This is a genomic window from Camelimonas lactis (assembly GCF_004342915.1).
Taxonomy (GTDB): Bacteria; Pseudomonadota; Alphaproteobacteria; order Rhizobiales; family Beijerinckiaceae; genus Camelimonas; species Camelimonas lactis.
In genome coordinates, this window is the sequence record NZ_SLWL01000018.1 from 37,493 (window position 1) to 63,227 (window position 25,735).

Below are 25,735 nucleotides of genomic sequence, written 5' to 3' on the forward strand. Positions count from 1 at the left end.
GGGTCAGTTACTGGCGGTTTTCGCCGGGAAAGCCGGGGCGCCGATCGCGGTCACCGGCGTGACGGCGGGCTGCGGGGCGCTGATCCCCCTGGGCCTTGGCGTGCGCGGCTGGATGGTGGAGAGCACCACGCCCATGGGGGTGTCGAGCCCATAAATATCGTCGCGGAACTGGGTCTGGCCATCAGCGCCCTGCCAGCCGGTCAGGTAAACCCACGCCACCGGCACGGGCTTTCGCAGCAGGATGTTCTTGCGCTCTCCCCGGGTGATCCCGTCCTCGATGGCCTGCCGGCTCCATTCCGTTCCTTCCAGCAGCCAGGCGGCGAGATCGCGCACGCCCTCGATGCGGGCGCAGCCCGAAGAGTTGAAGCGCACGTCGCTGCGAAACAGCAGCTTCTTTGGCGTATCGTGCATGTAGACCGCATCGCCGTTGGGCATGTCGATCTTGAGCTGGCCCAGCGAATTGGCGGGCCCAGGCTCCTGCCGCACGTAAAAATTGGGGTTGACCAGGGTCGCCCAGTCGACGCTCGCCGGGTCGATCTCCCGGTTCCCGGCCCCGATCAGCTTCATGTTCGCTTTGGCGAGAAAGTCGGGCTCCTTGCGCATGCGCGGAATGATGTCGGCCTTCACGATCGACATGGGCGCCGTCCAGTACGGGTTCAGGTTCACCGAGGTGATATGGGTCTGGAGCACTGGCGAGGGCCGGTCTGGCCGCCCGACAATGGCGAGATGGCGCTGGCGCACCTGACCATCCTCGACCGCTTCAACACTGGCGCCAGGAATGTTCACCACCACATAGCGCCGGGCGAAATCGAAGCCATTGCCCTTCAGGCGCTCCAGCGTGGCGGTGAGCTGGCTGATGCGCGTCTCAACCGGGGTATTCATGGCCTTCAGCGTCAGGCGCCCAACCGTGCCGAGGGTCGACAAACCATGCCGGCGCTGGAAGCGCTTCACCGCTTCGACCACCGCCGCGTCATAGACATCCCCCGGCAGCGCGGCGGCGGGCAGATCGCCGCTGGCGACGAGACGCTGCTTCAGCGCCGTCACGTCCGGCCCCTGCGACTGCGGCTTCAGCGCCATGACGCTGGCGGGCGCCCTCGGCCAGCCGCCCTGGCTGGCGATCTTTTGGTAGGCCGCCAGCGCCTGGAGCGTGCGCTCATGGGTGTTGGGGCCATAGGCCGGCTCATCAGCCCGCGCCCGCGGCATTGCAACCGTGGCCAATGCGGCGGCGACCGTGGCGAGAATGCAAAGGCGCGCGAACATGAAGCATCCCCGGAACGGCAGAGTGCGGATGCGGCAAATATCGCCCGGCATGGTCAAGGAAGGTTTAATGCGGCATGCTGGCGATCCCCCCGGGCGCCTTGCCCAACCATTCCCGCTCCCCCACATGCTCGCGCCTGACCATGGCGCATGGAATATCCGCCAGCCCCATGTCCGCTCCCTATCGCATTGACCTTTCCCTGGAGGCGCTGGCGCGCGCCTTCCAGGCGACGCCCGAGCATCCGGCGCTCGATCTGCATGGCGGCGTCGCGCCGGGGCGGCCGGCATGGGTCATCCGGCTGCGCGGCGGGCGCCGGGTCATTACCCCCATGGTCTGGGGCTTTCCGCCGCCGCCGGGGCGGGAGCAGCTGGTCGCCAGCGCGCGAAACCTCGATTCCACATTCTGGCGGCCCTGGCTGAAGCGCCCCAACCGCTGCCTGATCCCCTTCACCAGCTTCAGCGCCCCCGCCGGCGCATCCGCCGCCCTGCGGCCGGCGAACGCGGGCGTGGCTGCTTTCGCGGGGCTGTGGCGGTCATTCGAGGAGACGCCGTTTTTCGCGAGGCTGACGTCGCCAGGCGATGGGGCCGGATGGGCGGCGACCATGCCGGTTGTGCTGACGACGGAGAAGGCGTTCATCGACTGGCTGGAGGCGCCGGCCGACGTCGCTGTCCGCATGCAGCGCCCGCCACCCCCCGGGGAGCTCGTCGCTGCTGGCGCCGACCGCCCCGACGGCCCGCGCTGACGCTTCAGGCGAACGCATCCGGCGCCAGTCCCGGCCCATTTTCAGGCGCCGGTGAAGTATCACCCTATCTGTTTGAGACGACATGGCTTCCCGACGCCGGCCAACCGGCGTTCGGCCAACGCCGCTCCGCCATTCCGGCGCGCATCTGAAAAATCAGCTTGTCTTTGCTTCCATCCGGCCATATTGCCATCACCCTGATGGTTCCCCTTGGGGATGAAAAGGGAATGCAGTCGGCCTCACGGCCTCAAGCTGCAGCTGCCCCCGCAACTGTAAGCGGCGAGTTTCTCACCTGTACGCCACTGGCCTAGCGGCTCCGGGAAGGCGGTGAGAAGCAACGACCCGCGAGCCAGGAGACCTGCCGTCGCACGTGTTGTCGCACGCGAACGCATCGGGCGGGGTGCACCGGTGGTAGGCGGATTGCCCCTGCCATGACGGCTGGGCGATGAGACTGCAAGTTCGCGGTGACGCGTCAATATTGTCGCCGGAGCCGCGTCTCATGTCTTCCGCTTTTCCCCATCCTCCGCGCTTCGCGGACACCGCCCGTTTGCGACGGGTAACCGCCAGCCTCGCCGCCATGGCGGCCGTTCTCAGCGCCAGCGCCGCCGCCGCGCAGGACGGCTCAACAACCACCGTCGAGCTTGACCCCATCTCGGTGGTTGGCGACCAGGGGCCAGGCGCCGGGCCCAATCTCAATGTGCGCAGCAACGCCGGCAGCCGCCTCGGACTGACGCCGCTGGAAACGCCGGCCAGCGTCGACATCATTTCCGGCAAGGTGATCCGCGAGCGCGGCCAGAATACCCTCGCGGAAGCCGTCACCCAGAACGCCACCGGCTTCAGCTACATGGGCACGCCGGGCAACGGCTTCGTGTCGTTCTCGTCGCGCGGCTTCACCGGCGTCACCTCGGTGACCACGCTCTATGACGGCGTCAGGCTCTATCCGGGTCAGGGCACGGTCACCTTCCCCTTCGATACCTGGACCGTCGCGCAGATCGACGTGCTGCGCGGGCCGGCGTCGGTGCTGTATGGCGAAGGCGCCATTGGCGGCGCCATCAACGTCATTCCCAAAAAGCCGCTGTTCGACAGACGGCGCAATGAGGCCCGGGTCTTCATTGGCAGCAACGGGCAAGCCGGCCTTGCCGCCGGATCGGCAGGCCCCATCAACGAGAATCTCGCCTACAGTCTCGACGTCTCGGGCGTGCGCGGCGATGGCTGGATGGATCGCGGGGAATACAAAAGCCTGGCTTTCTCGGGCGCGCTGGCCTGGCGGCCCACCGACGCCCTCACCTTCACCCTCTCCCATGATGGCGGCTACAACGAACCCAGCCGCTACTTCGGCGCGCCGCTGCGCACGGCGGGCGTCATGGAGAAATCCTGGATCCGGCAGAACTACAATGTCCGCGACAGCGACATCTGGTTCAACGACAACATCACCCAGCTACGGGCGGAGTGGACGCCAAATGAGGCGTTCTCGCTCCGCGCCGTGGGCTATTACGTGACCAGCAACCGCTACTGGCAGAACGCCGAGAGCTATCGCTGGAACGCCACGACCGGCCTCATCGACCGGCCAACCGGCAACTGGATCGCCATCAAGCAGGAGCAGGAGCAGGTGGGCGGCCGCGTCGACGCCACGTTCCGCACGACTCCATTCGGCATGGCCAATGAAACCGTCGTCGGCTTTGACGCCAACAATTTCCGCTTCAGCCGCCTGAACAACACAGGCTACGCGGCGCCGAAGCTCAACCCCTCGCTGACGCCGTTTGGTTTCGACCCAGGGTTCTGGGGCACGACGGGTGTTTACAACCGCGAATACCGAAGCACGACGCAGCAATATTCACTGTTTCTCGACAACCGCCTGAAAGTTACCGACACATTCTCGGTGGTCGCCGGACTGCGCTACGACAACCCGGAAGTTGACTACCGTAACCTGCGCAATGGTTCGCAGGCCAACGCCACGCTGGACTCCATTGGCTGGCGCGTGGGAGCGATCTACGAGCCCATCAGGAATCTGGCGTTTTACGCCCAGTACTCCGAAGCCTCAGACCCGGTGACGTCGATCCTGTCGTTGCCGCCTGCATCCGCCGGATACAAGCTTTCTTCCGGCAGGCAGGTTGAAGTGGGCGTGAAGCAGAGCCTGTGGGATGGCCGCCTGGAGTGGACGCTCGCCGGCTATTACATCGTCAAGAAGGACCTGCTGTCGCGCGACCCGAACAATCCCGCCATCACCCAGCAGGTGGGCCAGCAGTCCTCCCGCGGCGTCGAGGCGTCGGTGGGGCTTGAGCTGGGTCAGGGCTGGCGGATTGACGCCAATGGAACGCTTCTGGACGCGCGCTATGACGATTTCAACGAATCCGTTGGCGGCGTCAGCGTCAGCCGCAAGGGCAAGACGCCCGCCGGCGTGCCGGAAACCGTGGCCAATCTCTGGGTGACCTGGGGCTTCGCCGACCAGTGGAAGGCCATGGTCGGCCTGCAATACGTCGGCAAAACCTACACCTCGGCCAGCAACGACTATTCCAGGCCCGAATACGCGCTGGTCAACGCCAGCCTGCAGTGGAAGCCCACGGATTACGCCACCCTCGACTTCCGGGTGAAGAACCTGTTCGACCGGACCTACGCCTACGCGGGCGGCGATCTGCAATGGTACTACGGCGCGCCGCGCACCGCGGAGCTGTCGTTGCACGTCAGGTTCTGACGGCGATGGCGCAGGCGTCAGAACCATCAGCGGCCAGGCGGTGGTCGTTGCCTGGCTGGACCCGGCGTCCGGTCACGCAAACCGGGTCAGGCGTCGGGCCGGATGACCCCGGCGGCGCTCTTGGCCTGGAGGCGAGCGATCTGGCATGGGGGCCGCCGGGTCGGCCCCACCTCATTTCCGGCGTCAGCTTTTCGCTGGCGCCGGGCGAGCGGCTCGCCATTGTCGGCCCCAACGGGGCGGGCAAGTCGACGCTGCTGCGCTGCCTGTATCGCCTGCACCGGCCGGTCGCCGGCGTGGTGCGCGTTGATGGGGCTGACGTGTGGTCGCTATCGCCGCGCCTGGCCGCGCGAAGGGTCGCCGCCGTGCTGCAGGAGGCGCCGGGTGATTTCGCCTTCACCGTCCAGGAGATGGTCGACGCCGGCCGCACGCCGCATGCGGCCGGGTTTTCCGGCCGCGCCGCCAGCGCCCGCGCCGTTGAGGCGGCGATGCGGCGGATGGAGGTCAGCCATCTGGCCGGACGCGCCTTCGCCACCCTTTCCGGCGGCGAGAAACAGCGGGTGTTGATCGCCCGGGCGCTGGCCCAGCAGCCTGGCGTGCTGGTGCTCGACGAGCCCACCAACCATCTGGACATCCGCCACCGGCTGGAAGCGGTGGAGCTGTTGCGGGGCCTCAGGATGACCATTGTCACCACCCTGCACGACCTCGACATGGCGGCCGATGTCGCCGGCAAGGTGCTGGTGTTGCGCGCCGGCCGGCAAATGGCCTTCGGCCCCGTGTCCGAGACGTTGCGGCCGGCGCTCATTCGCAGCAGCTTCGACGTGGAGGCAGAGATCGCGCCGCGCGGCCTGTCGCTGCGTTTCGACTACCGGCTGCCGGAAAGGCGCGCTGACGGCAAGATGGAAAGCGGCGAATGACCAGACCACGCAAAAGTTGCTCCTCGCGTCGCCGCCGCGCTGGCCTGGCCGGTCTTGCCGGTCTTGCCGGCGCGGGCTTCGCGTTGTGCGCGACCTCGGCCGGGCTGGGCGCGCCGGTCACCGTGCGCAGCTGCGACCGGACGGTCACCGTGGCGCGGCCCCCGCAACGGGCCGTGTCGTATGATTCCAACCTCACCGAAATGATGCTGGCGCTGGATCTGACCGGCCAGATGGTCGGCTACATCGGTCACAGGGACCGTATGCGCGCCTCGGCGCAGGACCTGTTTCCGAAAGCGGCGCAATTGCGCCAGATCCAGCGCGGCTACCCCAATCGCGAAACCCTGCTGGCCGAGGGCGTTGATTTCTACTTCGCCGGCTGGAGCTATGGCATGCGCGTCGGCGGTGAGGTGACGCCGGAGAAACTCGCCCGTCTCGGCATCCCCGTCTATGAACTGACCGAGAGTTGCGTGCGCATTGGCCGGCGCGAGAAGCCGACGCTGGATTTTCTCTACCGGGATCTGCTCAACCTTGGCCGGATTTTCGGCGTCGAGGCGCGGGCAGAGGCGCTTGTCGCCGGTTACCGGCGGCGCATCGACGCCGTTACCCGGAAAATCACCGGAAAACCCCGCCCGGTGGTGTTCCTGTTCGACAGCATCGGACGGGCGGCCGGCACGGCGGGAGCCCATTCGATGCCGACGGCGCTGATCGAGGCGGCGGGCGGGCGCAACATGGCCGACGATACGCCCGGCAACTGGACCCGGATCAGCTGGGAGCGCGTCATTGAACGCGACCCCGACGCCATCATCATGATGGATTTCGGCCAGGGCGACGCCCGGCGCAAGCTGGATTTCCTTGCTTCGCGGCCCGGCCTCAGCGACCTGCGCGCATTTCGCCAGGGGCGCATCCTGACCCTCGGCTACAATGAACTGACCCCCGGGCCCCGCAATGTGACAGCGGTCGAAAAAATCGCGGAGTTTCTCCATGGCGACCATTGAGCCGCCGGCGACAGCGCGCGCCCGCCGTCATCGCGCCCTGGCGCCTGGCCTTCTTGTCGTGGCGTTGCTGCTTGGGGCCATGGCTGGCTCGCTGGCGGTCGGCTCCGCCCGCATCCCGTTCGCCGAGGTCCGGGACATCATCCTCAGCCGCATCCTGCCCACGGGCGCCGCGCCCTACTGGAAACCGGGGCTGGAGGCCATCGTCTGGGACCTGCGTCTGCCGCGCATCCTGCTCGCGGCGCTGGTCGGGGCCGGGCTCGGCATGGTCGGCGCAGCCATGCAGTCCGCCACGCGCAACCCGCTGGCGGACCCCTATCTGCTCGGGGTGGCGGCGGGCGCCGTGTTCGGCGCGAACCTGGCGATCCTGCATGTGGGCGATATTCTGGGCCCGGCGACGACGCCGCTCTTCGCCTTCGCCGGCGCGCTCGGGGCAACGCTCATCGTCCTGTCGATCGCGCGGCTCACCGGCTCAACCACCGCCGACCGGCTGATCCTGTCCGGCGTCGCCGTCTCCTTCGTCGTCACCGCCTGCGCCAATCTGCTGATCCTGTTCGCGGACCAGCGCTCCGCCGCCAATGTGATGTTCTGGACGCTGGGCGGCTTCGGCGCGGCGGACTGGGGCGTGTTGCCGGCCCCCGCCATCGCCCTGGCGGTTGGCGGCGGCTGGTTCCTGCTGAAACGGCGCGATCTGAACGCGCTGGCCATGGGCGATGAAACCGCCACCACCCTGGGCATTGCCGTTAACCGGGCGCGCCTGCTGCACATGACGGCGGGCGCTTTCATCACCGGCGTGATGGTTTCGGTGTCCGGCATGATCGGCTTTGTCGGCCTGATGACGCCGCACCTGGTGCGGATGGCGGTGGGCGGCGACAACCGCGTGGTTTTGCCGGCGAGCGCGCTGGTCGGCGCCCTGTTCCTCGTGCTGGCGGACATTGCCTCGCGCACCATTATCGCGCCGGATGATTTGCCTGTCGGCGTCGTTACCGGCGTCATCGGCGGGCTGTTCTTCGTCCTCGTCCTGCGCAAACGGACGGGAGCCTGACGTTGGACCGCCCGCAGGGACAGCGCCAGGGCAAGCGCGCCGGCATTACGCCGCAACAATGCCGGGCCGCCCGGGAATTGCTGGGCTGGACCCCGGCGCAGCTGGCTGACGCCGTGGCGATGAGCCAGGCCACCATTTCGCTTTTCGAAAGGGGCGCGCGAAAAATGGCGGCGTCGAACCAGCATGCCATCCGTATCGCGCTGGAGCAGGCTGGCGTGGAGATCGACGCGGCGGGCGGCCCACGACTTGCCTGATTGCCCCCGCCGCCGGGGGGCGCGGCCAACCAGCGGCCGGTCTGGGCCCCTGCCCGCCGCGCAGCGCGAATTGTCGTTGGCGCCAGCTTTTTCTGAGGTTTGATAGCGCACACAAGCAAAACAACCGCAGGAATACCGTTCTTCCCGACACAAGGGGAGAAAACGCCATGCAAATTGGCTATGGTTGGTCTTTCCACACCAGAGATCAGCAACCGGTCTGCGACCTCGCCGCCCTGAACGCCATGGGCGCGGAGCGCTGTTTCGTTGTTTCCGACCCGTCCGACCGCTCGCTCGTCCTGGAGCAGGCCATGGGCTTCCTGCGCCCGCACGACAGTTTCCTGGTGCGATCGGTCGAGCGGCTTGGCCCCTCCATGAGCGACGTGATGAACGTGGCGAAAGCGCTGGCCGACGCGGGCGCAAAGCTCCAGATTCTGGACCTGCCGCCAGCGCCGGGAAACGTTTCAGGCGACGTGCTGGTCGCGGTGGCCCGATGTCTCTCCCGGGCGCTGGAAACCTCAACGCCGGTCACCGCGCCTGTTGACCCGGAACCGGAGGAGCCGGCCGCGCGTCCCGGCCAGCGCGGCAGACCCGTGGCCATCGCGGTGGAGCACCATGACAGCGTTCGCCGCCTTGTCCGGGAGCACGGCCAGTCCGTCTCCCAGGTGGCGCGGCGCTTCGGCGTATCAGCCGCGACCATCTACCGGGTCCTGTCGCGACCCTGAAATCAACCCGTCAGGCCAGGGTCATTCACCAAAGATCTCCGGCGCGCAGTCGAGCGCCGGCGACTCCAGGCTCTCGCACAGGGCGAAACGGGCAACGGCGTGGGGCAATTCGTGCAGGCTGAAGTAACGGCACGCCTGGCGCTTGCCGAAATAGAACAACCTGTCTGCCTCGCTCAAGGCCGGATCAGCCAGACGGGCCTCGGCGAGGCTGGCCTGCCACAGCCAGATCCAGCCAAGCGTCACATGACCGAACGCGTCGAGGAAGATGGTGGCGTTGGCGGTGCGCCGCTCGGGATCCTGACAGGCGAGCAAGGCCCGGGTCGCGCTTTCAAGCGCCGCCAGGGCGCTGTCCATCCGCGCGCAATCCGGGCCGAGTTGTGCAAAGGCGCGCGCGCCGTCAAGCGTCTGGCGGATCACGCCGATCATCTCGCGCAGGGTTTCGCCCCCGTCCGCGCCGATCTTGCGTCCGAGCAGGTCCATGCCCTGGATGGCAAACGTGCCTTCATGAATGTGATTGAGCCGGTTGTCGCGGTAGAGCCGCTCCAGCGGATAATCGCGCGTATAGCCGTAGCCGCCGAGAATCTGGATGGCCCATTTGTTGGCCTCAAGACAATGCTCGGACGGCCAGGACTTGACCACGGGCGTCAGCAGGCCGAGCAGTCTGCCAGCCCGCTCCCGCGTGGCTGCGTCGGTGGTCGTGGCGGCGTCATCCACCAGCTTCGAACAGAACAGGCAGAGCGCCTGGGCGCCCTCGACGGCGGCCTTCTGGGACAGGAGCATGCGGCGCACGTCCGCGTGGCGGATGATCGGAACCTGAGGGCTGGCCGGGTTGCGGCTGTCGGCCGGCCGGCCCTGCAGGCGCGTGCGGGCATAGTCCGCCGAATGGAGGTAGCCGGCGAGGCCAGCCATCGTGGCGGCATGGCCAACCCCAATGCGGGCCTCGTTCATCATGTGGAACATCTGCTCGAGGCCGCGATTGGGCTCGCCGATCATCCAGCCGATGGTTTCGCCCGCCTCGCCGAAGTTCAGCAGGCAGTTCGTGGTGGCGCGCTGCCCCAGCTTGTGGTTGAGGCCAGCCAGCGCGATGTTGTTGGGGCCGGTGATGTTCCCGTCGTCATCAACGCGCATTTTCGGCACGAGAAACAGCGAAATGCCCCTGGATCCGGGAGGCGCGTCCGGCAGCTTCGCCAGCACCATGTGGACGATATTGTCGGTGATCGCCTGCTCGCCGCCCGAAATCCACATCTTGTTGCCGCGCACCGCGTAGGTTCCGTCGCCGCGTGGCGTGGCCATGGTGCGGATATCGCCCAGCGACGAGCCCGCCTGCGGCTCGGACAGGCACATGGTGCCGAACCAGCGCCCTTCGATCATTGCCGGCAGATACAGGCGCTTCAGCGTTTCAGAACCGAAGGCGTTCAGCAGGTTCGCGGCGGCGACAGTCAAAAAGGCGTAATTCGTCACCGGCGTGTTGGCGGCCACCGCCATGCCGGTCGCCGCCGTGTACAGCGTCCAGGGCGCCTGCAGGCCGCCGACGGCTTCGTCGAACGCCAGCCCGAAAAACCCCGCGTCCGCCCAGGCCCGCAGGGCGGCCCCTGTCGCGGCCGGCTGCTCCACCTGGCCGTTGACGAAACGCGGCTCGTTGGCGTCCACCTCCGCCGCGATGGGCAGGAAAACCTCCTCCGCCAGCGCCTGGGCCGTGTCGAGAATCTGGTCCATGGCGGCGCGATCGTACTGGGCGAACTGCGGCCGTTCAGCCAGACGTCCGGCGTCCAGCATTTCAAACAGGACGAAGTCCAGATCACGACGGTCAACGATGAGGGACATGGGGCGCTCCGGTTGAAGGGCCTGAATACGCCGCCCTGACGCGCCTGTCGAACCCCAGGCCCGGGGGCCAGGGGCGACCGCCGCGCATCGCCGGCGGGGGCCGGCGGCAATGGCTGGTGAATGGGGCGGCGCCGGGCGCGCCGCCCGGGATGTCAGACCAGCGCCGCTGACTCGGTCGCCTGCTTGATGGCGCGTTTGGCGTCGAGTTCGGCCGCCTCGAAAGCGCCGCCAACCAGTTCGGAAGAAATCCCGGCCTCGTCCAGGGCGTCGTGCAGCGTCCGCAGCGGGTCCTGGCCGGCGCAGACGATCACCGTATCGACGTCGAACAGCTCCGGCTGGCCGCCGACCACCGCGTGCAGGCCCGCGTCGTCGATACCGACATATTCAACGCCGCGCATCATCTTCACGCCGCGACGCTGCAACGTCATGCGATGGGTCCAGCCAGTGGTGCGGCCAAGCCCCTGGCCCACCGGGGTTTCCTTGCGCTGCAGCAACATCACCTCGCGGCCGCTGGCGGCGACCTCCGGCGTGACGCCGGTGACGCCGCCGCGCGGGTGGTTGGTGAAATCAATGCCCCACTCCTTCGCGAAGACATTGACGTCGAGCGCGCTGCTCTTGCCGGCGTGGGTGATGAGTTCGGCGACGTCAAAGCCAATGCCGCCGGCGCCAATGATCGCCACCTTCTGTCCCACGGGCGCCTGGCCGGTGATGACGTCGATGTAGCTGACCACCTTGCCGTGATCGATGCCGGGAATCTGCGGCGTGCGCGGGGTGATGCCGGTGGCCACCACCACATGATCGAAGCCGCCAGCCCGCACCGTGTCCACATCGACGCGCACGCCCAGCTTCAGCTCGATGCCGAGCACGTCGATCATACGGCGGTAGTAACGCAGCGTCTCGTAGAACTCTTCCTTGCCGGGAATGCGCTTGGCGTAGTTGAACTGGCCGCCAATCTCGTCATTGGCGTCGAACAGGGTCACCGCATGGCCGCGCTCTGCGGCGGTGACCGCATAGGCGAGGCCGGCGGGCCCGGCGCCGACTATGGCGATTTTGCGCTTCGCATCGGCGGGAGCGACGGTCAGCTCGGTTTCGCGGCAGGCGCGCGGATTGACGAGGCAGGTGGTCAGCTGGCCGGTGAAGGTGTGATCGAGACAGGCCTGATTGCAGCCAATGCAGGTGTTGATCTCGTCCTCGCGCCCCTGGGCGGCCTTGTTGACCAGATCCGGGTCGGCCAGCATCGGACGGGCCATCGACACGATGTCGGCGTCGCCGCGCGCCAGCACCTCTTCCGCCACCGACGGCATGTTGATGCGGTTGCTGGTGATGAGCGGGATCGACAGCTCCTTGCGCAGCCGGCCGGTCACCTGGGTGAAGGCGGCGCGCGGCACCATGGTGGCGATGGTCGGGACGAAGCTCTCGTGCCAGCAGAAGTGCGTGGAGATCACATCCACGCCCTCGGCCTCAAGCGCTTTGGCGAGGCTGACGACCTCCTCCCAGGAAAGGCCCTCCTGCAGCATGTCCATCGCCGAGATGCGGAACACCAGGATGAAGTCCGGCCCGACCGCCGCGCGGGTGCGGCGCACGATCTCCAGCGGGAAGCGCATGCGGTTGCGCCATTCGCCGCCCCAGCGATCCGTGCGCAGGTTGGTTTTGGAGACCAGGAAGGTGGAGATGAGATAGCCGGCGGAGCCAATGATTTCGACGCCATCGTAGCCAGCCTCCTGCGCCAGCCTGGCGCAATTGGCGAAGGCGGCGATCTGCTCCTCGATGCCGGCTTCATCCAGGCCGGCGGGCTGGTACTGGGCGATGCGCGACTTGACCGGCGACGGCGCCACACAGGCGGGCGTGCGGGCCAGCGGGCCGCTATGCAGGATCTGCATGACGATTTTCACGTCGTCGGCCGCGGCGTGCACCGCGTCCGTCACCTGCCGGTGCATGGCCACATCTTCCGCGCCCAGCAGCTTGGCGCCGCTTCCGGCGGTGGGATGTGGCCCGATGCCGCCGGTGATGATGATGCCGACGCCGCCTTTGGCGCGCTCCACGAAATAGGCGGAGACCCGCTCCGCCGCATTCTCCACGTCCTCAAGGCCGGTGTGCATCGATCCCATCAGGATGCGGTTCTTGATCGTCGTCGAGCCCACTTTGAGGGGCGAGAAAATGTGCGGATACCTGGCGCTCACGGCGTTTCCAATCATTCTAAACAGCGTTTGACATTTGCCATAACGAACAGCGTTCAGTATGACAAGCGCCATGGCGGTTTTACTGACACACGAACAGGTCAACGATGTCCGTGAACGCATCCGCGTGGTGGCGGAGCGGCATATGGCGCGCAAGGGCCCCGCGGGCGTCTCCATGCGCGCCATCGCGGCTGACATGGGTTGGTCCGTGGCCTCCCTCTACCGCTATTACCCGGCAAAAACCGATCTGCTGGCGGCGACCCGGACGGCGGCCTACGACCGCTTCTCCGACTGCATCGAGGCGGCCGCCGCCGGCGCGGAGGACCTGTGGGACCGCTCGCGCGCCATCGGCGAGGCTTACGCCGCGTTCGCCTTCCAGGAGCCGGCGGCCTACCAGCTGATTTTCGCTTTTGGACAGGATGAGGGAGAAACCACCCCCGAGTTGCGCCAGGCGATGACGCGCTCGCGCCATCTGCTCACCGGCTATGTGCGCGAGATGGTCGCCCAGGGCCTGCTGGAGGGCGACGCCGATGTGATCGCCCACACCTATTGGGCGACGCTGCACGGCCTGATCGTCCTGCGAATGGCCGGAAAGCTCGATGATGACGCGACGTTCGCGCATCTGCGTCTGGAAGCGGCGCGTCTTGTCACCCGGGGCGCCCGGCCGCGCCAGAAATGACCGCCCGCCGGCGCGCGCCGGCAAGCCGCATCATCGCGGTCATGCCCACGCTGGCCGTCGTGTTGTCCAGGGGGGCCTGCGCAAGGTCAGGCGGAGCCGATGGATTTTCGCCCTGCGCCACCCGCCGGATGGGTCGCGGCGCCGTGCGCGGCGATGTAACGGGCGGGTGGTTGCCCCAGCACATTCCGGAACATGGTGATGAACGCGCTGACCGAACCATAGCCAAGGCTGTCCGACACATTCTGCACGCTCATGCCGGACGCCAGCTTTTGCAGCGCGATGATGATGTGAAGCTGCTGGCGCCAGCGCCCGAAGCTCATCGCCGTCCTGCCATGCACCAGCCGCGTGAGGGTGCGCTCGCTCATCGCCATTCTGGCCGCCCACTGGCCGACAGTGCTCCGGTCGTCAGGGGCGCGGATCAGGGCGTTGGCGATCTTCATCAGCGTCGGATCATCCGGGATGGGCATGTGCAGGGCTGACGCCTCCATCCGCCGCAGCTCCTCCAGCAGGACAAGCGCGATCGTTTCCGCATGGGCGTCGGGCGTGATCCCCCTGGAGGTCAGACCCGCCAGATGCTTCGCCATCTCGATGACCAGCGGCGTCAGCGAGAGCGTGCGGCAATGGTCCGGCAGGCCGGCATGGGCGGGATCGATGAACAACAGGCAGATGCGGCCGTTCACGGTGACCTGGTTACTGTGCCTCACCCCGCCGGGAATCCAGACGCCGCCGCCGGGCGGAACCATCCACAGACCGTCCTGGGTCCGGCACATCACGCCGCCGCGCAGGGCGATAGCCAGTTGCCCCTTCCGGTGACTGTGCATCGGCAGTTCAAATTTCTGGTCTTTCACCGGAACATCCAGCGCCAGCACCGTCTGCGGCGCCGCGTCCGGGTCGAATGTCTCAGGGCAGAGGCGCGGCGGGATCATGCGTTTTGACCGGATTTAGCAATAAAATGGCGTAATATCCCGATCCGGCGCGCGGTGCGAGTGCTACCGTGCCAACGCCTGACGTCCGCCGCCTTGCGGCCGCCCCTCCCACTCCAGCCCGCGCCGCCATGTCCCTCAAAACCCGTCCTCTTCACTCCGCCTGGATCATCGCCGGGATATTGCTGGTCGCCACCAATCTCCGCGCGCCCTTCACGGCCGCCAGCCCCCTGCTGGACGCCATACGCGACGCATTTGGCATGGGCGCGAGCCAGGCCGGCGTGCTGATCACCCTCCCCCTCCTGACGTTTTGCGCAGTTTCGCCATTCGCAGCGCCGCTGGCGCGAAAACTCGGGCTGGAGAGGGCGCTGTTCCTGGCCCTGGCGGTGATGGCGGCCGGCATCCTCGTGCGTTCGGCGGGGCCGGCCTGGGCGCTGTTTTTGGGCACGGGCGTTCTCGGCGCCGGCATCGCCATCGGCAACACCCTGTTGCCGAGCCTGCTCAAGCGGGATTTCCCCGACCGGATCACCGGGCTCACGGCGATTTACTCAATAACCATGGGCGTGGCGTCGGCCGTGGGCTCGGCGGTGGTCGTGCCGCTGATGCACGCCTTCGACTGGCGCATCGCCCTCGGCGCCTTCCTGGTCCTGCCGGTTGCAAGCGCTCTCGTCTGGGCTCCGCAGCTGCGCGGATCCCCGCCTCCGGCGGCGGGCGCCGCCGCGCCCCGGCATGGCGGCGCTGTCTGGCGCTCCGCGTTGGCGTGGCAGGTCACGCTGTTCTTCGGCGTGAATTCTTTCGTCTATTACGCCATCGGCGCATGGCTTCCATCGATTCTGGCGAGCATCGGCTATTCCCAGGCCGAGGCGGGCTCGTTTCATGGCGTGATGCAACTGGCGACGGCCCTGCCGGGTTTTGTAATTGCGCCCCTGGTGCGACGGGCGAGCGACCAGCGTAGCCTCGCGGCGGCGCTCGCCCTGACAAGTCTCGCATCCCTGGCCGGATTGCAGTTTTTCCCGGCCCTGGCGCTGCTCTGGGTCGCGGTCTTTGGTTTCGGCATCGGCGGCGCCTTTATTCTCGCGCTCGCCTTCATTGGCCTGCGCACCGCCTCCGCGCCGCAAACCGCCAGCCTGTCGGGCATGACCCAGTCCGTTGGCTATCTGATGTCCGCCACCGGGCCGGTTCTGGCCGGCGCCCTGCATGACCTCGTCGACAGCTGGCCCATTGTCCTGCTGACCTGCGCGGTCCTGTGCCTCGTGCTGGCGTTCCTGGGCCTGGGCGCCGGCCGGGCGCTCCACATTGATGCGGACGCGCGCGACGCCTGAACCGCGCCGCGCTTAGCCGCGGATCCCCCCGGCAAACGTCCTTGACGGTGACCGCGCGAACATGAAGGCTTGCCCCGGCGCCGGCTCCGTCCGGCGGCCAGCAAACGCCGGTTTCCGGCGGACCACCCCGGGGGACACGCATGCCCATGAAAATGCATATCCTGTCAGGTGGCCGCCTGCGCATGCGCAAGGCCATCTATTACCCGCACGCCGCGCCCGCAGAAACATTTGAGCTTCCCGTGTCCTACATCCTGCTCCGGCACGACAGGGGCAACGTGCTGTTCGATACGGGTTGCCACCCCGACATCGGCAAGGACCCCATCCCGCGCTGGGGCGACATGGCGCGTTTCATGACGCCGGTCATGACGGAGGGCGACCATGTCCTGAACAGCCTCGCATGCGTCGGCCTGTCGCCGGACGACATCTCCCACGTGGTGTGTTCGCATCTTCACACCGACCATTGCGGCTGCAACCAGTTCTTCACAAAAGCAAAAATCTACATCCACGAAGCGGAGCTCGCCGCGGCGCGCGCGCCTGACGGCGTGCAGATGGGTTACCTTCCCACCGACTGGGACCATCCCATGCCGATCGAACCTGTCGCCGACGGGCACGATGTCTTTGGCGATGGCCGGATCCGGCTGGTGCATTTGCCTGGACATACGCCAGGCGCCATGGCCGCGCTGGTGCGCCTCGACAGGGACGGCCTGTTCCTGCTGGCCTCCGACGCGGTGAGCGTCAGAGCCAATCTGGACGACAATTTCGCGCCGAAGAACACGTGGAACGTGGAGAAGTGCCTCGCGAGTTACGCGCGCATACGCGACCTCGAACAGCGGGGCGCGACGGTGATTTGCGGGCACGATAACGCGCAATGGCGCGGCCTGCGCCGGGGCGCCGATTACTACGCCTGAGCGGCGGCGCCATGGCGCCCCAACCTGCCCGCCCCAATCTGCCCCACCGTTTACAACGTTCCCGACAGGCGGGCGTGAAAGGCGGAGCTGCGGTTATCGAGGCCGCTGAACGCCACATCCACGCCATGGCCGCGATAGCGGCTGGCGATGGCGTCCAGGGCCGCGACGGTGGAGGCGTCCCAGATCTGGGCGCGGCTGAAGTCGATGGTGACGTCGGCGGGGTCGGCTGCGTAGGCGAAACGCTCGAACAGGTCGTTGCTGCTGCCAAAAAACAGCGGGCCATCGACCGTATAAAGCACCGCAAGACCGTCCGGCGACAGGCTGCGCTCGACGCTGACCACGTGGGCGACGCGGCGGGCGAACAGGGCGAAGGCCAGCAGCACGCCGGCCGCGACGCCCAGCGCCAGATTGCCGGTGGCGACGGTGACGCCGAGGGTAAGCAGCATCACCGCGGTTTCCGAGCGGGGCATGCGCCGCAACGTCGCCGGATTGACGCTGCGCCAGTCGATGGTGGTGACCGCGACAATCATCATCACCGCCGCTAGCGCCGCCATGGGAATGCGCGCCATGACGCTGCTCAGCCCCGTGACCAGCAGCAGCAGGGTCAACCCGGCGGCCACGGTGGAAATCCGCGTGCGGGCAGCGCCGATCTTCACGTTGACGATGGTCTGGCCGATCATGGCGCAGCCAGCGACGCCGCCCCAGAAACCGGCGCAGATATTGGCGACGCCGAGCGCCCAGGACTCCCGGCCCTTGTGCGAGCGGGTGTCGGTGATCTCATCCACCAGCCTGGCGGTCAGCAGGGTTTCCAGCAGTCCGACAAAGGCGACGGACAGGGCGCTGGGCCAGACGATGGCCAAAGTTTTCCACTCCAGCGGCGCAAGGAACGGCGTCAGCCCCGGCAGGCCAGGGCTCATGTCGCCCTCGCCGCCGACATTCGGCGCGGCGACGCCGCCAAACACCGCGATGGCGGTGACGATGACAATGGCGACCAGCGGCGCCGGAATCACCGTGGTGACGCGCGGCGTCAGCAACACCAGCGCCACGGTGAGCGCGAACAGCGGATACACCGCCCACGGGACATTGAGGAGGTGCGGAACCTGGGCGGCGAAGATCAGCACGCCCAGGGCGTTGACGAAGCCGAGCATCACCGAGCGCGGAATGAAACGCGCCAGCCGCGCCATGCCGGTGAGGCCAAAGATGATCTGGATGACGCCGGCCAGCAGGATGGTGGGCAGGATATAGGCGACGCCATGCACCTTGACCATCGGTCCGACTACAAGCGCGATGGAGCCGGCGGCGGCCGTCACCATGGCCGGGCGGCCGCCGAGGACGGACATGACCAGGCACAGCACGATGGACGACATCAGCGCCGTTTTCGGGTCGACGCCGGTGATGAAGGAGAACGAGATGACCTCGGGCACGAGCGCCAGCGCCGTCACCACGCCGGCCAGGGTTTCCCGCGTCAGCGCCGCCGGCGCGCGCAAGGTCGAAGCGACGGAGGGGGTATCCTCGTGGCCCTGCCGGGCGGGAGGCGCAGCAGAGGGCGCGCTCATGTCGGTGATCTCTTCCAGATAGCATAAGGGCGTCAGGCGAAAGGCGATCCAGCCAAAACGGAATTTAAGCCGCCGGCCCGAGTGGGCGCGTCGCCTGACGCCAGGCGGCGCCTGTTTACCCGGAAAAGCGCCATGGCGGAACCTGCGCCGGCAGTGGCCAGCGTTCGCCCTCACCCGCTGCCCGCAGGGCGCACCCCCGGACCTGCTCACCTGCCGATCATGCGCCAGACCAGATTTTTCTGGATCTCCGTCGCGCCGCCATAGATCGTCACGGCGCGTCCGAACATGTAGCTTCCCATGGCCGGCGCGGCGAACGCCGGAACCAGCGGCATGGCCTCGCGCCAGCCGTCGCGCGCCCGGTCCGCCCACACGGCGCCGGCGCGGCCCGCCAGATCAATGGCCAGCTCGGTGATCTTCTGCTGGATTTCCGTGGCCTGGATCTTCAGCACCGACACCTGGGCTGGCGTCGTCTGGTCGGCGGCGATGAGGGCGTTCAGCACCATCTTCTCAAGCAGGCCAACGGCGATCTCGCTCTCCGCATGACGGCGGATGAAATCGGGATCGTCGGCCATCACGCCTCCGAAGTCCGACGGCAGGGTGGCGGCGAGCTTCCGCAGGTGATCAAGCTCGGCCTTGCGGCGGGACACATGGGCGTAGGAGAGGCGTTCGTTCTGCAGCAGAAAGGTGGCGTAATGCCAGCCCTTGCCTTCCTCGCCAATGCGCTGGTCCACCGGCACGCGCACGTTCTCGAACTCCACCCGGTTGAGGTGATGGAAACCGTCGATGGAAACGATGGGGTGCACGGTGATGCCTGGCGACGACATTTCGGCGCAGATGAAACTGATGCCCGCCTGTTTCCGCTCCTCGCGCGAGGTCCGCGCCAGACAGAAAATCCAGTCCGCCCACTGGGCGTAAGAGGTCCAGATTTTCGTGCCGTTGAGGATGTAATGGTCGCCGTCGCGCTCGGCGCGCAATCCGAGGCTGGCGAGATCCGAGCCGGACTCCGGCTCGGAATAACCCTGCGCCCACATGGCTTTCGACGACAGGATGTCCGGCAGCCAGCGGCGCTTCTGTTCTTCCGTGCCGAAGGTATAGATCACCGGGCCCACGTAAATCAGCGCCATTGGTTGCAACGTGGGGACGCCCGCGCGATCAAGCTCGTCCTCGAACACATAGCGCTGCACCGGGTCCCAGCCGGGACCACCATATTCGGCCGGCCAGGTCGCGGCGAGCCAGCCCCGCGATTGCAACGCCTGCTGCGAACGGATCTGATCCTCCCGCGACAGCACCGCGCCGGCGCGCGCCTTCTCCAGAATGTCCTGGGGGTACTCCTCCCGCAGAAACCGGCGCACCTCCTCGCGGAACGCGCCATGCAGGGCTTCGCCCGAAAGTGCCCGCGACATTGCCTGGTTCTGCATGTGACGCCCCATTCCGCTGCGTTTCCCGCCGATGCTTTTGACAAGCGCCCTTTATTGACGGGCGCTGTTGCAGTTCTCTTGCCCCATGTGCGGGACGCCGACAAGCCGCGGCGACGGCGGCGCGCTGGCGGCCGCTTGCCCAATCGCGCGAATGCCGGCACATGTCGTGACAACGAACTGAACGACCACGGGTGGGAAATGACAGTCGCGCCGGACGAGGCACAGGCCCTGTTGAGACATGCGGCGTCGCAGTATCTGCGCGCGAACTACAGCTTCGGGCGCCGGCGGGCCATCCTTGCGGAAGGCGGTTTCTCGCCATCCGTGTGGTCAGGATTCGCATCGGACCTGGCGATTCTTGGCGCCGCGGCGCCCGGAGCTGACGGCGGCGTCGCCAACGCAATGGTCGTCATGGAAGAACTGGGCAAGGCCCTGGTTCTGGAGCCCTATCTCGAAACGGCCATCATCGGCGTTGGCCTGCTGCGCCGCCACGACGCGCCGCTGGCGCGCGATCTGCTCGCTGGCGTCCTGGCCGGCCAGGTCCGCACCGCGCTGGCCGCCTTCGACGCCTCCACCCGTTATGCCCTGGAAGACGTCGCCACGATCGCGCGCCGCAGTCACGACGGCTGGGTGATCGACGGCAAAAAGTCCGTGGTCATGGGCGCGCCCACGGCGACGCACCTGCTGGTCAGCGCCCGCACGTCGGGCGGCCAGCGCGACCGCGACGGCATCTCCCTGTTTGTGATCCCACACGGCGCCAGCGGCGTGACCTGCCACGACTACCGGCTGATCGACGGACGCGGCGCGGCGGACATCGTGCTGGAGCAGGTCCCTGTTACGGCGGACGCCCTGCTGGGCGACGCCGGCGCTGCGCTGCCGGTCCTTGAAACGGTCATGGACGAGGCCATCGCGGCGCTTTGCGCCGAGGCGCTCGGCGTCATGCGGCGCATGCTCGACGACACCATCGCCCATACCCGGCAGCGCCGCCAGTTCGGCCAGGCGCTCGCCGGTTTCCAAAGCCTGCAACACCGCATGGTCGAGATGTTCATGGAGCTGGAGCAGTCCGCCGCCGCCGTGCAGATCCTGACCTCCAGCCTCGACGCCGACGCAACGGAGCGCGCCAGGGCAGCCTCGGCCGCCAAGGCGACCATCGCCAGGGCAGCGCGCTTCATCGGCCAGAACGCGGTGCAGTTGCATGGCGGCATGGGCATGACCGAGGAATTGCCGCTGGGACATTACTTCCGCCGGGCGACGGTGATCGAGAACCAGTTCGGTTCGCGCGATTATCACATCGCCCGCTATGCCCGGCTGGGACGGGACGCCGGCGGCGCGAACGCATGAACCGTCGCAGACAGGAGGCGCGACGCCTTTAACCGCGCCGCGCGCCCTCATGCCCGCCAAACGCCGACGGACACAGGATGCCCATGAACAGCGGGCGCGCATAAAGGTCCACCACATTGGCTGGCGACGCCTCCGGGACCCACCGTCTGGCCGAAGCCGAGGCATTGATCATGCCGCTAACCATCTGGGCGGCGATGGCCGGATCGACGGGCCGGATCGACCCGTCGATGACGCCATCGGCGATCACCCCGGCGAAATGTTCCGAAAGCTGGTGCATGGTGCGCCAGATGTGATCGGCCGCAGGCGCGGGCAGCCGGCTGCGCGCGGTCATGCGCAGCAGGGGACCATCGGCGGACAGCTGGAACCGGACCAGCGCGGCGGTGGCCGCCGCCAGTTTCTCCCATCCGGCCGGATACACTTCTGCGAGTTGCTGCGCCCGCCGGATCACGTCGAACGAGCGCTCAAAACACGCGACGACGAGATCATCAATATTGTCGTTGTGGTGATAGAATGAACCCCGTGTGACCTTGAGTTCCGACGAGATGCGCTCAACCGTGGCGAACCGGGCGCCCTCCTCATTGATCAGCCGCGTGGCGGCGCGCAGGAACGCGTCAGGCGACACGTCATCCGGGGCCGGGGCCGCCGCCAGCGCCGCGACCGGCGGCGGGTCCCATGCGGCGCCTGCGCCGCCAAGGCCGCGCAGCAGGATGTCGGCGGCGCGCCGGGCGGCCCGGGGGTAGCCGGTGACCTCGTGGCGATCGATCCAGTAACGGGTCCATTGCGTCAGGGTGAACAGCAGGTGCGCCCGAGCATTCCGTTCCGCATGGGTCAGCGGCGCCGGACAGGCGCCGTCGAGCAGGTCGCGGACGCGCCGGAACGCCTGGGTGTGCCTGTCGCCAACGTCCGTCCGCCCGTCAACCAGGGTGCTGACGTCGGAGAAGGTTACAAAGTCTGGCCGCTCGCCGCGCGCGATCCCGGCGAGCCGCTGGAAAAAACCGGTGACAAAGGACGTGATTTTCTGTTCTGGCCCTCCCGCCTGCTCCGCCACGGCCAGCAGCTCTTCAAACACCTCGACCGACCGGCCCATGCAGGCCAGCGCCAGATCGTCTTTCCTTTTGTAGTAATAGGTTACGCTGCTGGTGGACAGGCCGACGCGGCGGGCGACGTCGGCCAGGGTGACGTTACGGATGCCGCGCTGGTTGAACAGAAGGGCGGCCGCATCGAGAACGGCTTCGCGCTTGCGCATGAAACGGCGCGTCGGCCCCTCGCCAGCAACAGAACCGCCCGTCATGCCGGAACAGGCTCCAGCCCCGGAACCAGGGCGTGGAGAAACCGGCCATGGATCGCCGCGTCACAGGTCATGAAAGCGCCGGCCCTCATCACACATCCCTCGCATCCGCCAACCCCATTCACCAGCCCGGCGCCGGCGCTTTGATCCCCGTTGGCGCCATGGCCGGACCCGTCATCATTCAGGGAATCCCGAGGCCGCAGCCGACCATACACCATTTTCGAAAAATGCCAGTGATACGCGCGACGCCGGATGGATGGCGCCGCCATAGGGGTTAAATTGTCATGCACGGCAAGCCGGCGCCGGCCGGGACCGGCGAGCCGCCAGCGCGTACATCCCGTTCGATCGGCCATCGATTTACCTTGACTGGACCGGTCGCCGGCCCGCATATGCTGGTGAAGAAGAGCCTGGCCCGTGGCATGTGGCCCGCATGCAGCCGCGTCGGCGTCGACATCCGCCATCGGGCGATCGCCCGGCCGTACGAACAATAACACGTAGGGAGACCAAAATTGACGAAAGCAGCATACACGCCGCGCCAGACGCCTTATTCCCTGTCGCCGGACAGCGAACTGAACGACCTTCGCATGTCGGAGCAGGCGCGGCCGCTGTTCGACCACGTCAAGCGCTTCATCCGCGACACCGTCGATCCGATGTCGGTCGAATATTACCGGCTGGACGCGACGAAGAAGGATCGCTGGGGTTTCGCCCCGGGCCAGCTTGAGTGCCTGCAGAAGGCCAAGGACCAGGCCAAGGCCGAGGGTCTGTGGAACTTCTTCCTGCCGGACGCGGAATCCGGCGTCGGCCTGAGCAACCTCGACTACGCTTACATCGCCGCCGAGCTGGGCAAGAGCCCGCTTGCTTCCGAGGTGATGAACTGCTCGGCCCCGGACACCGGCAACATGGAGGTGCTGGAGCGCGTCGGCACGCCCGAGCAGAAGAAGAAGTGGCTTGAGCCGCTCCTCAATGGCGAGATCCGCTCGGCTTACGCCATGACCGAGCCGGGCGTCGCCTCCTCCGACGCCAAAAACGTCAGCACCACCGCCGTGCTTGATGGCGACGAGTGGGTCATCAACGGCGAGAAGTTCTACATCTCCGGCGCCGGCGACCCGCGCTGCAAGATCATGATCACCATGGTCAAGACCAGCCCAGACGCGCCGCCGTCGAAGCAGCAGTCGCAGATCCTGGTGCCGATTGACGCGGAAGGCGTCGAGATCGTCGGCCCGATGCACGTGTTTGGTCATGACCATGCGCCGCGCGGCCACATGCACATCCGCTTCAACAATGTGCGCGTGCCTAAGGAGAACATCCTGCTCGGCGAAGGTCGCGGCTTCGAGATCTCGCAGGTTCGCCTTGGCCCGGGCCGCATCCACCACTGCATGCGCACCATCGGCAAGGCCGAGAAGGCGCTGGACCTGATGGTGGAGCGCGGCAACAGTCGTGAAGCTTTCGGGCAGAAGCTGGCCCTGCTCGGCGGCAACCTCGAGCACATCTCCCGCGCCCGCATCGAAATCGAGGCCATGCGCCTGATGGTGCTGAAGGCCGCCAAGGCCATGGACGTGCTCGGCAACAAGGAAGCGCGCGTCTGGGTCAGCATGGTGAAGGCCATGGTGCCGGAGAAGGCCTGCCGCATCATTGACCAGGCCATGCAGATCCACGGCGCCGCTGGCGTCTCCCAGTGGTTCCCGCTGTCCGAGCTGTACACCGATGTGCGCCACCTGCGCTTCGCTGATGGCCCGGACGAGGTGCACCACATGGTCGTCGGCCGCTACGAGATCAACATCTGATCCAGGCCGGGCGGCGCGCCGCCTTTCGTCGATGAAGCAAGAAAGCCCCGGGCCAGCGCCCGGGGCTTTTTGTATGCGTCGCCATAACAGGGTCAGCCAGAGCGCTTCCGGCGGAAAGAGGCTGCTTCCGGCCGGAAACGCTGCCAGTCAGACCAGGCCAGAACCCGTTCCGTTGAATGGATCTGGCTCCATGGCTTCACTCAGAACTGCGGCGCGCGGTGGAGCAGCGCCAGCGCAACCGCTGACATGTCCTGGGCGCCGTTGACGACCTCGCGCTCGGTGGAAATGTTGCCGTCGAGCGCACGGCGGTAGACGCCCTGGGTGATCGACGCCAGACGGAACGCCGCGAACGCCAGATAGAAATTCCAGTCGTCGATGCCGGCGCGTCCGGTGCGGCGGCAATAGGCGGCGACGTATTCCGCTTCAGTCGGGATGCCGCTCCGGGCAAAATCAACATGCTTCAGGCTGCCGAGTTCGACCGAATCGGTGTGCCACATGAAGCAGTTGAAACCGAGGTCCGCGAGCGGGTGGCCAATGGTTGACAACTCCCAGTCGAGCACCGCGATGACGCGCGGCTCCGTGGGATGGAACATGACGTTGCCGAGACGGTAGTCGCCATGGGCAATGGTTGAGGCGTCATCGGCCGGAATATGGGCCGGCAGTTCCTCCAGCAGGCGCTCCATGGCAGGGATGTCCTCGGTCTGGGCGTCCCGATACTGCTTTGTCCAGCGCTTGAGCTGACGCGCGAAGAAGCCGCCGCTGCGGCCAAAATCCCCAAGACCGACCGCGTTGTAGTCAACCTGGTGCAGCCGGGCGAGCGCGTCGTTCAGGCCATCATACACCGCTGCCCGTTCCGCCGGCGAAAGTTCCGGCAGGCTTGCGTCCCGGAACACGCGGCCATCCAGAAAATCCATGACGTAGAATTCTGTGCCGATCAGTTCCGGGTCATCGCAATAGTGGCGCATGACCGGCACCGGCACGTCGGTCTGCGCCAGGGCCTGCATGGCCCGGTGTTCGCGATCGACCTGGTGGGCGCTGGCCAGCAGCTTGCCCGGCGGCTTCTTGCGCAGCACGAAATGCCGGTCGCCATCTGCGGCTGCGGTCGACAGCAGGAACGTCGGGTTCGAGGCGCCGCCGGCAAACTGGCGCACGTTCATGTTCGCGCCGAAATTCGCAATCCGCGCCGCCAGATAGTTTTCGAGCCGTCCAGCATCAAAGCGGTGCGCCGGCGATACGTCCCGGAGCGGCAAATCATCCAGATTCATCGCGTTTCCATCCCTGTCATCAAGCACTTGTGTTGGCGCGCATGCTGCACGGGCGTTCCCTGACGTCAATCCCGCAGCCTCCTTTGGGCCGGTTGTCCCCTGCGGTTGCCCGGCGCCGCCTGGCGCGGGCCACGGCGCAACTGACGCTCCGCCCTTGGGGCCGTTTCGCTTCCGCCAGCACAATTGGGATCGACAGCCCAGGCATTACTGACCAGTTTTTTTCAGACGCGGCGAAGACCGCGCCTGCAAGGAGAGGAAACCTCATGAAGTCTTCGGGGCTTCCAGCATGCCTCGCGCTTGTCGCGGGCATATTCTGGGCGGACGCCGCAGCGTGGGCCACGACAAAAAAATACGACACGGGCGCCAGCGACGCGGAAATCCGCATTGGCCAGACCGTCCCGATGAGCGGCCCGGCCTCCGCCTATGGGCTGATCGGCCGCGCCGAGGCCGCCTAAATCCACATGATCAATGCGCAGCAGGGCGGCGTGAACGGACGCAAGGTCAATCTGACCCCGTATGACCTGCGAAAATCGGTCCATTCAGTGCGTGTTCCACGGGATGGTGGGCACTGATTCCACCGGATGATGGGCGCGCGTTCCACGCGATCATGGGCAGCATTTCCACGGCATCGTGGGCA

Annotated in this window: 19 protein-coding genes, 2 pseudogenes and 1 riboswitch; of the genes and pseudogenes, 13 read left to right on the top strand and 8 right to left on the bottom strand. The window is 66.9% G+C overall.

What is annotated here, in order from left to right:
- Window positions 1-3 precede the first annotated feature (3 nt).
- Entirely contained in the window at window positions 4-1,260 is a 1,257-nt protein-coding gene (locus EV666_RS15820) for a L,D-transpeptidase family protein (protein ID WP_165910046.1), read from the bottom strand.
- A 167-nt stretch (window positions 1,261-1,427) separates the two neighbouring features.
- On the opposite strand from EV666_RS15820, the gene EV666_RS15825 reads away from it, so the two are divergent.
- From EV666_RS15825 to EV666_RS15855, 7 genes and pseudogenes are all read left to right on the top strand, one after another.
- Window positions 1,428-2,000 (top strand): SOS response-associated peptidase family protein, encoded by a 573-nt coding sequence (locus EV666_RS15825; RefSeq protein ID WP_165910047.1) that lies wholly within the window; start codon window positions 1,428-1,430, stop codon window positions 1,998-2,000.
- A 181-nt stretch (window positions 2,001-2,181) separates the two neighbouring features.
- A riboswitch (cobalamin riboswitch) is annotated at window positions 2,182-2,377 on the top strand.
- Between the two features lie 119 nt (window positions 2,378-2,496).
- Window positions 2,497-4,689 carry a TonB-dependent receptor gene (locus EV666_RS15830; protein WP_132010312.1) on the top strand — a complete coding sequence of 731 codons (2,193 nt, stop codon included), beginning with the start codon at window positions 2,497-2,499 and terminating at the stop codon, window positions 4,687-4,689.
- Between the two features lie 185 nt (window positions 4,690-4,874).
- Window positions 4,875-5,603, top strand: a pseudogene (locus EV666_RS15835) (ABC transporter ATP-binding protein); the annotation flags it as partial.
- Complete coding sequence (locus tag EV666_RS15840) at window positions 5,600-6,598, top strand: ABC transporter substrate-binding protein (RefSeq protein WP_132010316.1); 999 nt, start codon at window positions 5,600-5,602, stop codon at window positions 6,596-6,598. The pseudogene EV666_RS15835 and the gene EV666_RS15840, both read left to right, overlap by 4 nt.
- The gene (locus EV666_RS15845; protein ID WP_132010318.1) at window positions 6,585-7,640 is read left to right on the top strand and encodes a FecCD family ABC transporter permease; all 1,056 of its coding nucleotides are present in this window, start codon (window positions 6,585-6,587) and stop codon (window positions 7,638-7,640) included. Before EV666_RS15840 ends, EV666_RS15845 begins: the two co-directional genes overlap by 14 nt.
- Before the next feature lie 2 nt (window positions 7,641-7,642).
- Window positions 7,643-7,894, top strand: coding sequence for a helix-turn-helix transcriptional regulator (locus tag EV666_RS15850; protein WP_207906438.1), 252 nt, complete (start codon window positions 7,643-7,645; stop codon window positions 7,892-7,894).
- A 167-nt stretch (window positions 7,895-8,061) separates the two neighbouring features.
- On the top strand, window positions 8,062-8,616 hold the full coding sequence (locus EV666_RS15855; RefSeq protein ID WP_132010320.1) for a recombinase family protein: 555 nt from the start codon (window positions 8,062-8,064) through the stop codon (window positions 8,614-8,616).
- A 21-nt stretch (window positions 8,617-8,637) separates the two neighbouring features.
- Here the strand turns inward: EV666_RS15855 and EV666_RS15860 are convergent, their stop codons facing one another.
- Window positions 8,638-10,440 carry an acyl-CoA dehydrogenase gene (locus EV666_RS15860; protein WP_132010322.1) on the bottom strand — a complete coding sequence of 601 codons (1,803 nt, stop codon included), beginning with the start codon at window positions 10,438-10,440 and terminating at the stop codon, window positions 8,638-8,640.
- Between the two features lie 152 nt (window positions 10,441-10,592).
- A complete protein-coding gene (locus EV666_RS15865; RefSeq protein ID WP_245514485.1) occupies window positions 10,593-12,620 on the bottom strand; it encodes an NADPH-dependent 2,4-dienoyl-CoA reductase in 2,028 nt (675 codons plus the stop codon).
- Between the two features lie 70 nt (window positions 12,621-12,690).
- Here EV666_RS15865 and EV666_RS15870 point away from each other — a divergent pair, with 70 nt between their 5' ends.
- Window positions 12,691-13,296: a TetR/AcrR family transcriptional regulator gene (locus EV666_RS15870; protein WP_165910048.1), complete on the top strand. Its 606-nt coding sequence runs from the start codon at window positions 12,691-12,693 to the stop codon at window positions 13,294-13,296.
- A gap of 86 nt (window positions 13,297-13,382) precedes the next feature.
- On the opposite strand, the gene EV666_RS15875 is transcribed toward EV666_RS15870, so the two are convergent.
- Window positions 13,383-14,222, bottom strand: a complete 840-nt coding sequence (locus EV666_RS15875; protein WP_132010327.1) for an AraC family transcriptional regulator — start codon at window positions 14,220-14,222, stop codon at window positions 13,383-13,385.
- Between the two features lie 128 nt (window positions 14,223-14,350).
- On the opposite strand from EV666_RS15875, the gene EV666_RS15880 reads away from it, so the two are divergent.
- Together EV666_RS15880 and EV666_RS15885 are read left to right on the top strand one after the other, a co-directional pair.
- Window positions 14,351-15,541 (top strand): MFS transporter, encoded by a 1,191-nt coding sequence (locus EV666_RS15880; protein WP_132010329.1) that lies wholly within the window; start codon window positions 14,351-14,353, stop codon window positions 15,539-15,541.
- A 146-nt stretch (window positions 15,542-15,687) separates the two neighbouring features.
- Window positions 15,688-16,449 (top strand): N-acyl homoserine lactonase family protein, encoded by a 762-nt coding sequence (locus EV666_RS15885; protein WP_132010331.1) that lies wholly within the window; start codon window positions 15,688-15,690, stop codon window positions 16,447-16,449.
- Window positions 16,450-16,499: 50 nt separating this feature from the next.
- Here EV666_RS15885 and EV666_RS15890 read toward each other — a convergent pair whose 3' ends face one another.
- Both EV666_RS15890 and EV666_RS15895 read right to left on the bottom strand, forming a co-directional pair.
- Complete coding sequence (locus EV666_RS15890; protein ID WP_132010333.1) at window positions 16,500-18,005, bottom strand: SulP family inorganic anion transporter; 1,506 nt, start codon at window positions 18,003-18,005, stop codon at window positions 16,500-16,502.
- A gap of 206 nt (window positions 18,006-18,211) precedes the next feature.
- Window positions 18,212-19,408, bottom strand: coding sequence for an acyl-CoA dehydrogenase family protein (locus EV666_RS15895; RefSeq protein WP_132010335.1), 1,197 nt, complete (start codon window positions 19,406-19,408; stop codon window positions 18,212-18,214).
- 213 nt (window positions 19,409-19,621) lie between these two features.
- Between EV666_RS15895 and EV666_RS15900 the strand changes: the two genes are divergently transcribed.
- Window positions 19,622-20,761: an acyl-CoA dehydrogenase family protein gene (locus EV666_RS15900; RefSeq protein ID WP_132010337.1), complete on the top strand. Its 1,140-nt coding sequence runs from the start codon at window positions 19,622-19,624 to the stop codon at window positions 20,759-20,761.
- Between the two features lie 28 nt (window positions 20,762-20,789).
- Here the strand turns inward: EV666_RS15900 and EV666_RS15905 are convergent, their stop codons facing one another.
- Window positions 20,790-22,052, bottom strand: coding sequence for a TetR/AcrR family transcriptional regulator (locus tag EV666_RS15905; RefSeq protein WP_132010339.1), 1,263 nt, complete (start codon window positions 22,050-22,052; stop codon window positions 20,790-20,792).
- Between the two features lie 506 nt (window positions 22,053-22,558).
- On the opposite strand from EV666_RS15905, the gene EV666_RS15910 reads away from it, so the two are divergent.
- Window positions 22,559-23,833, top strand: coding sequence for an acyl-CoA dehydrogenase family protein (locus EV666_RS15910; RefSeq protein WP_132010341.1), 1,275 nt, complete (start codon window positions 22,559-22,561; stop codon window positions 23,831-23,833).
- Window positions 23,834-24,033: 200 nt separating this feature from the next.
- Here EV666_RS15910 and EV666_RS15915 read toward each other — a convergent pair whose 3' ends face one another.
- Window positions 24,034-25,098, bottom strand: a complete 1,065-nt coding sequence (locus tag EV666_RS15915) for a phosphotransferase family protein (RefSeq protein WP_132010343.1) — start codon at window positions 25,096-25,098, stop codon at window positions 24,034-24,036.
- A 263-nt stretch (window positions 25,099-25,361) separates the two neighbouring features.
- Between EV666_RS15915 and EV666_RS15920 the strand changes: the two are divergent.
- Window positions 25,362-25,619 (top strand): annotated as a pseudogene (locus EV666_RS15920) (ABC transporter substrate-binding protein); the annotation flags it as partial.
- Window positions 25,620-25,735 lie beyond the last annotated feature (116 nt).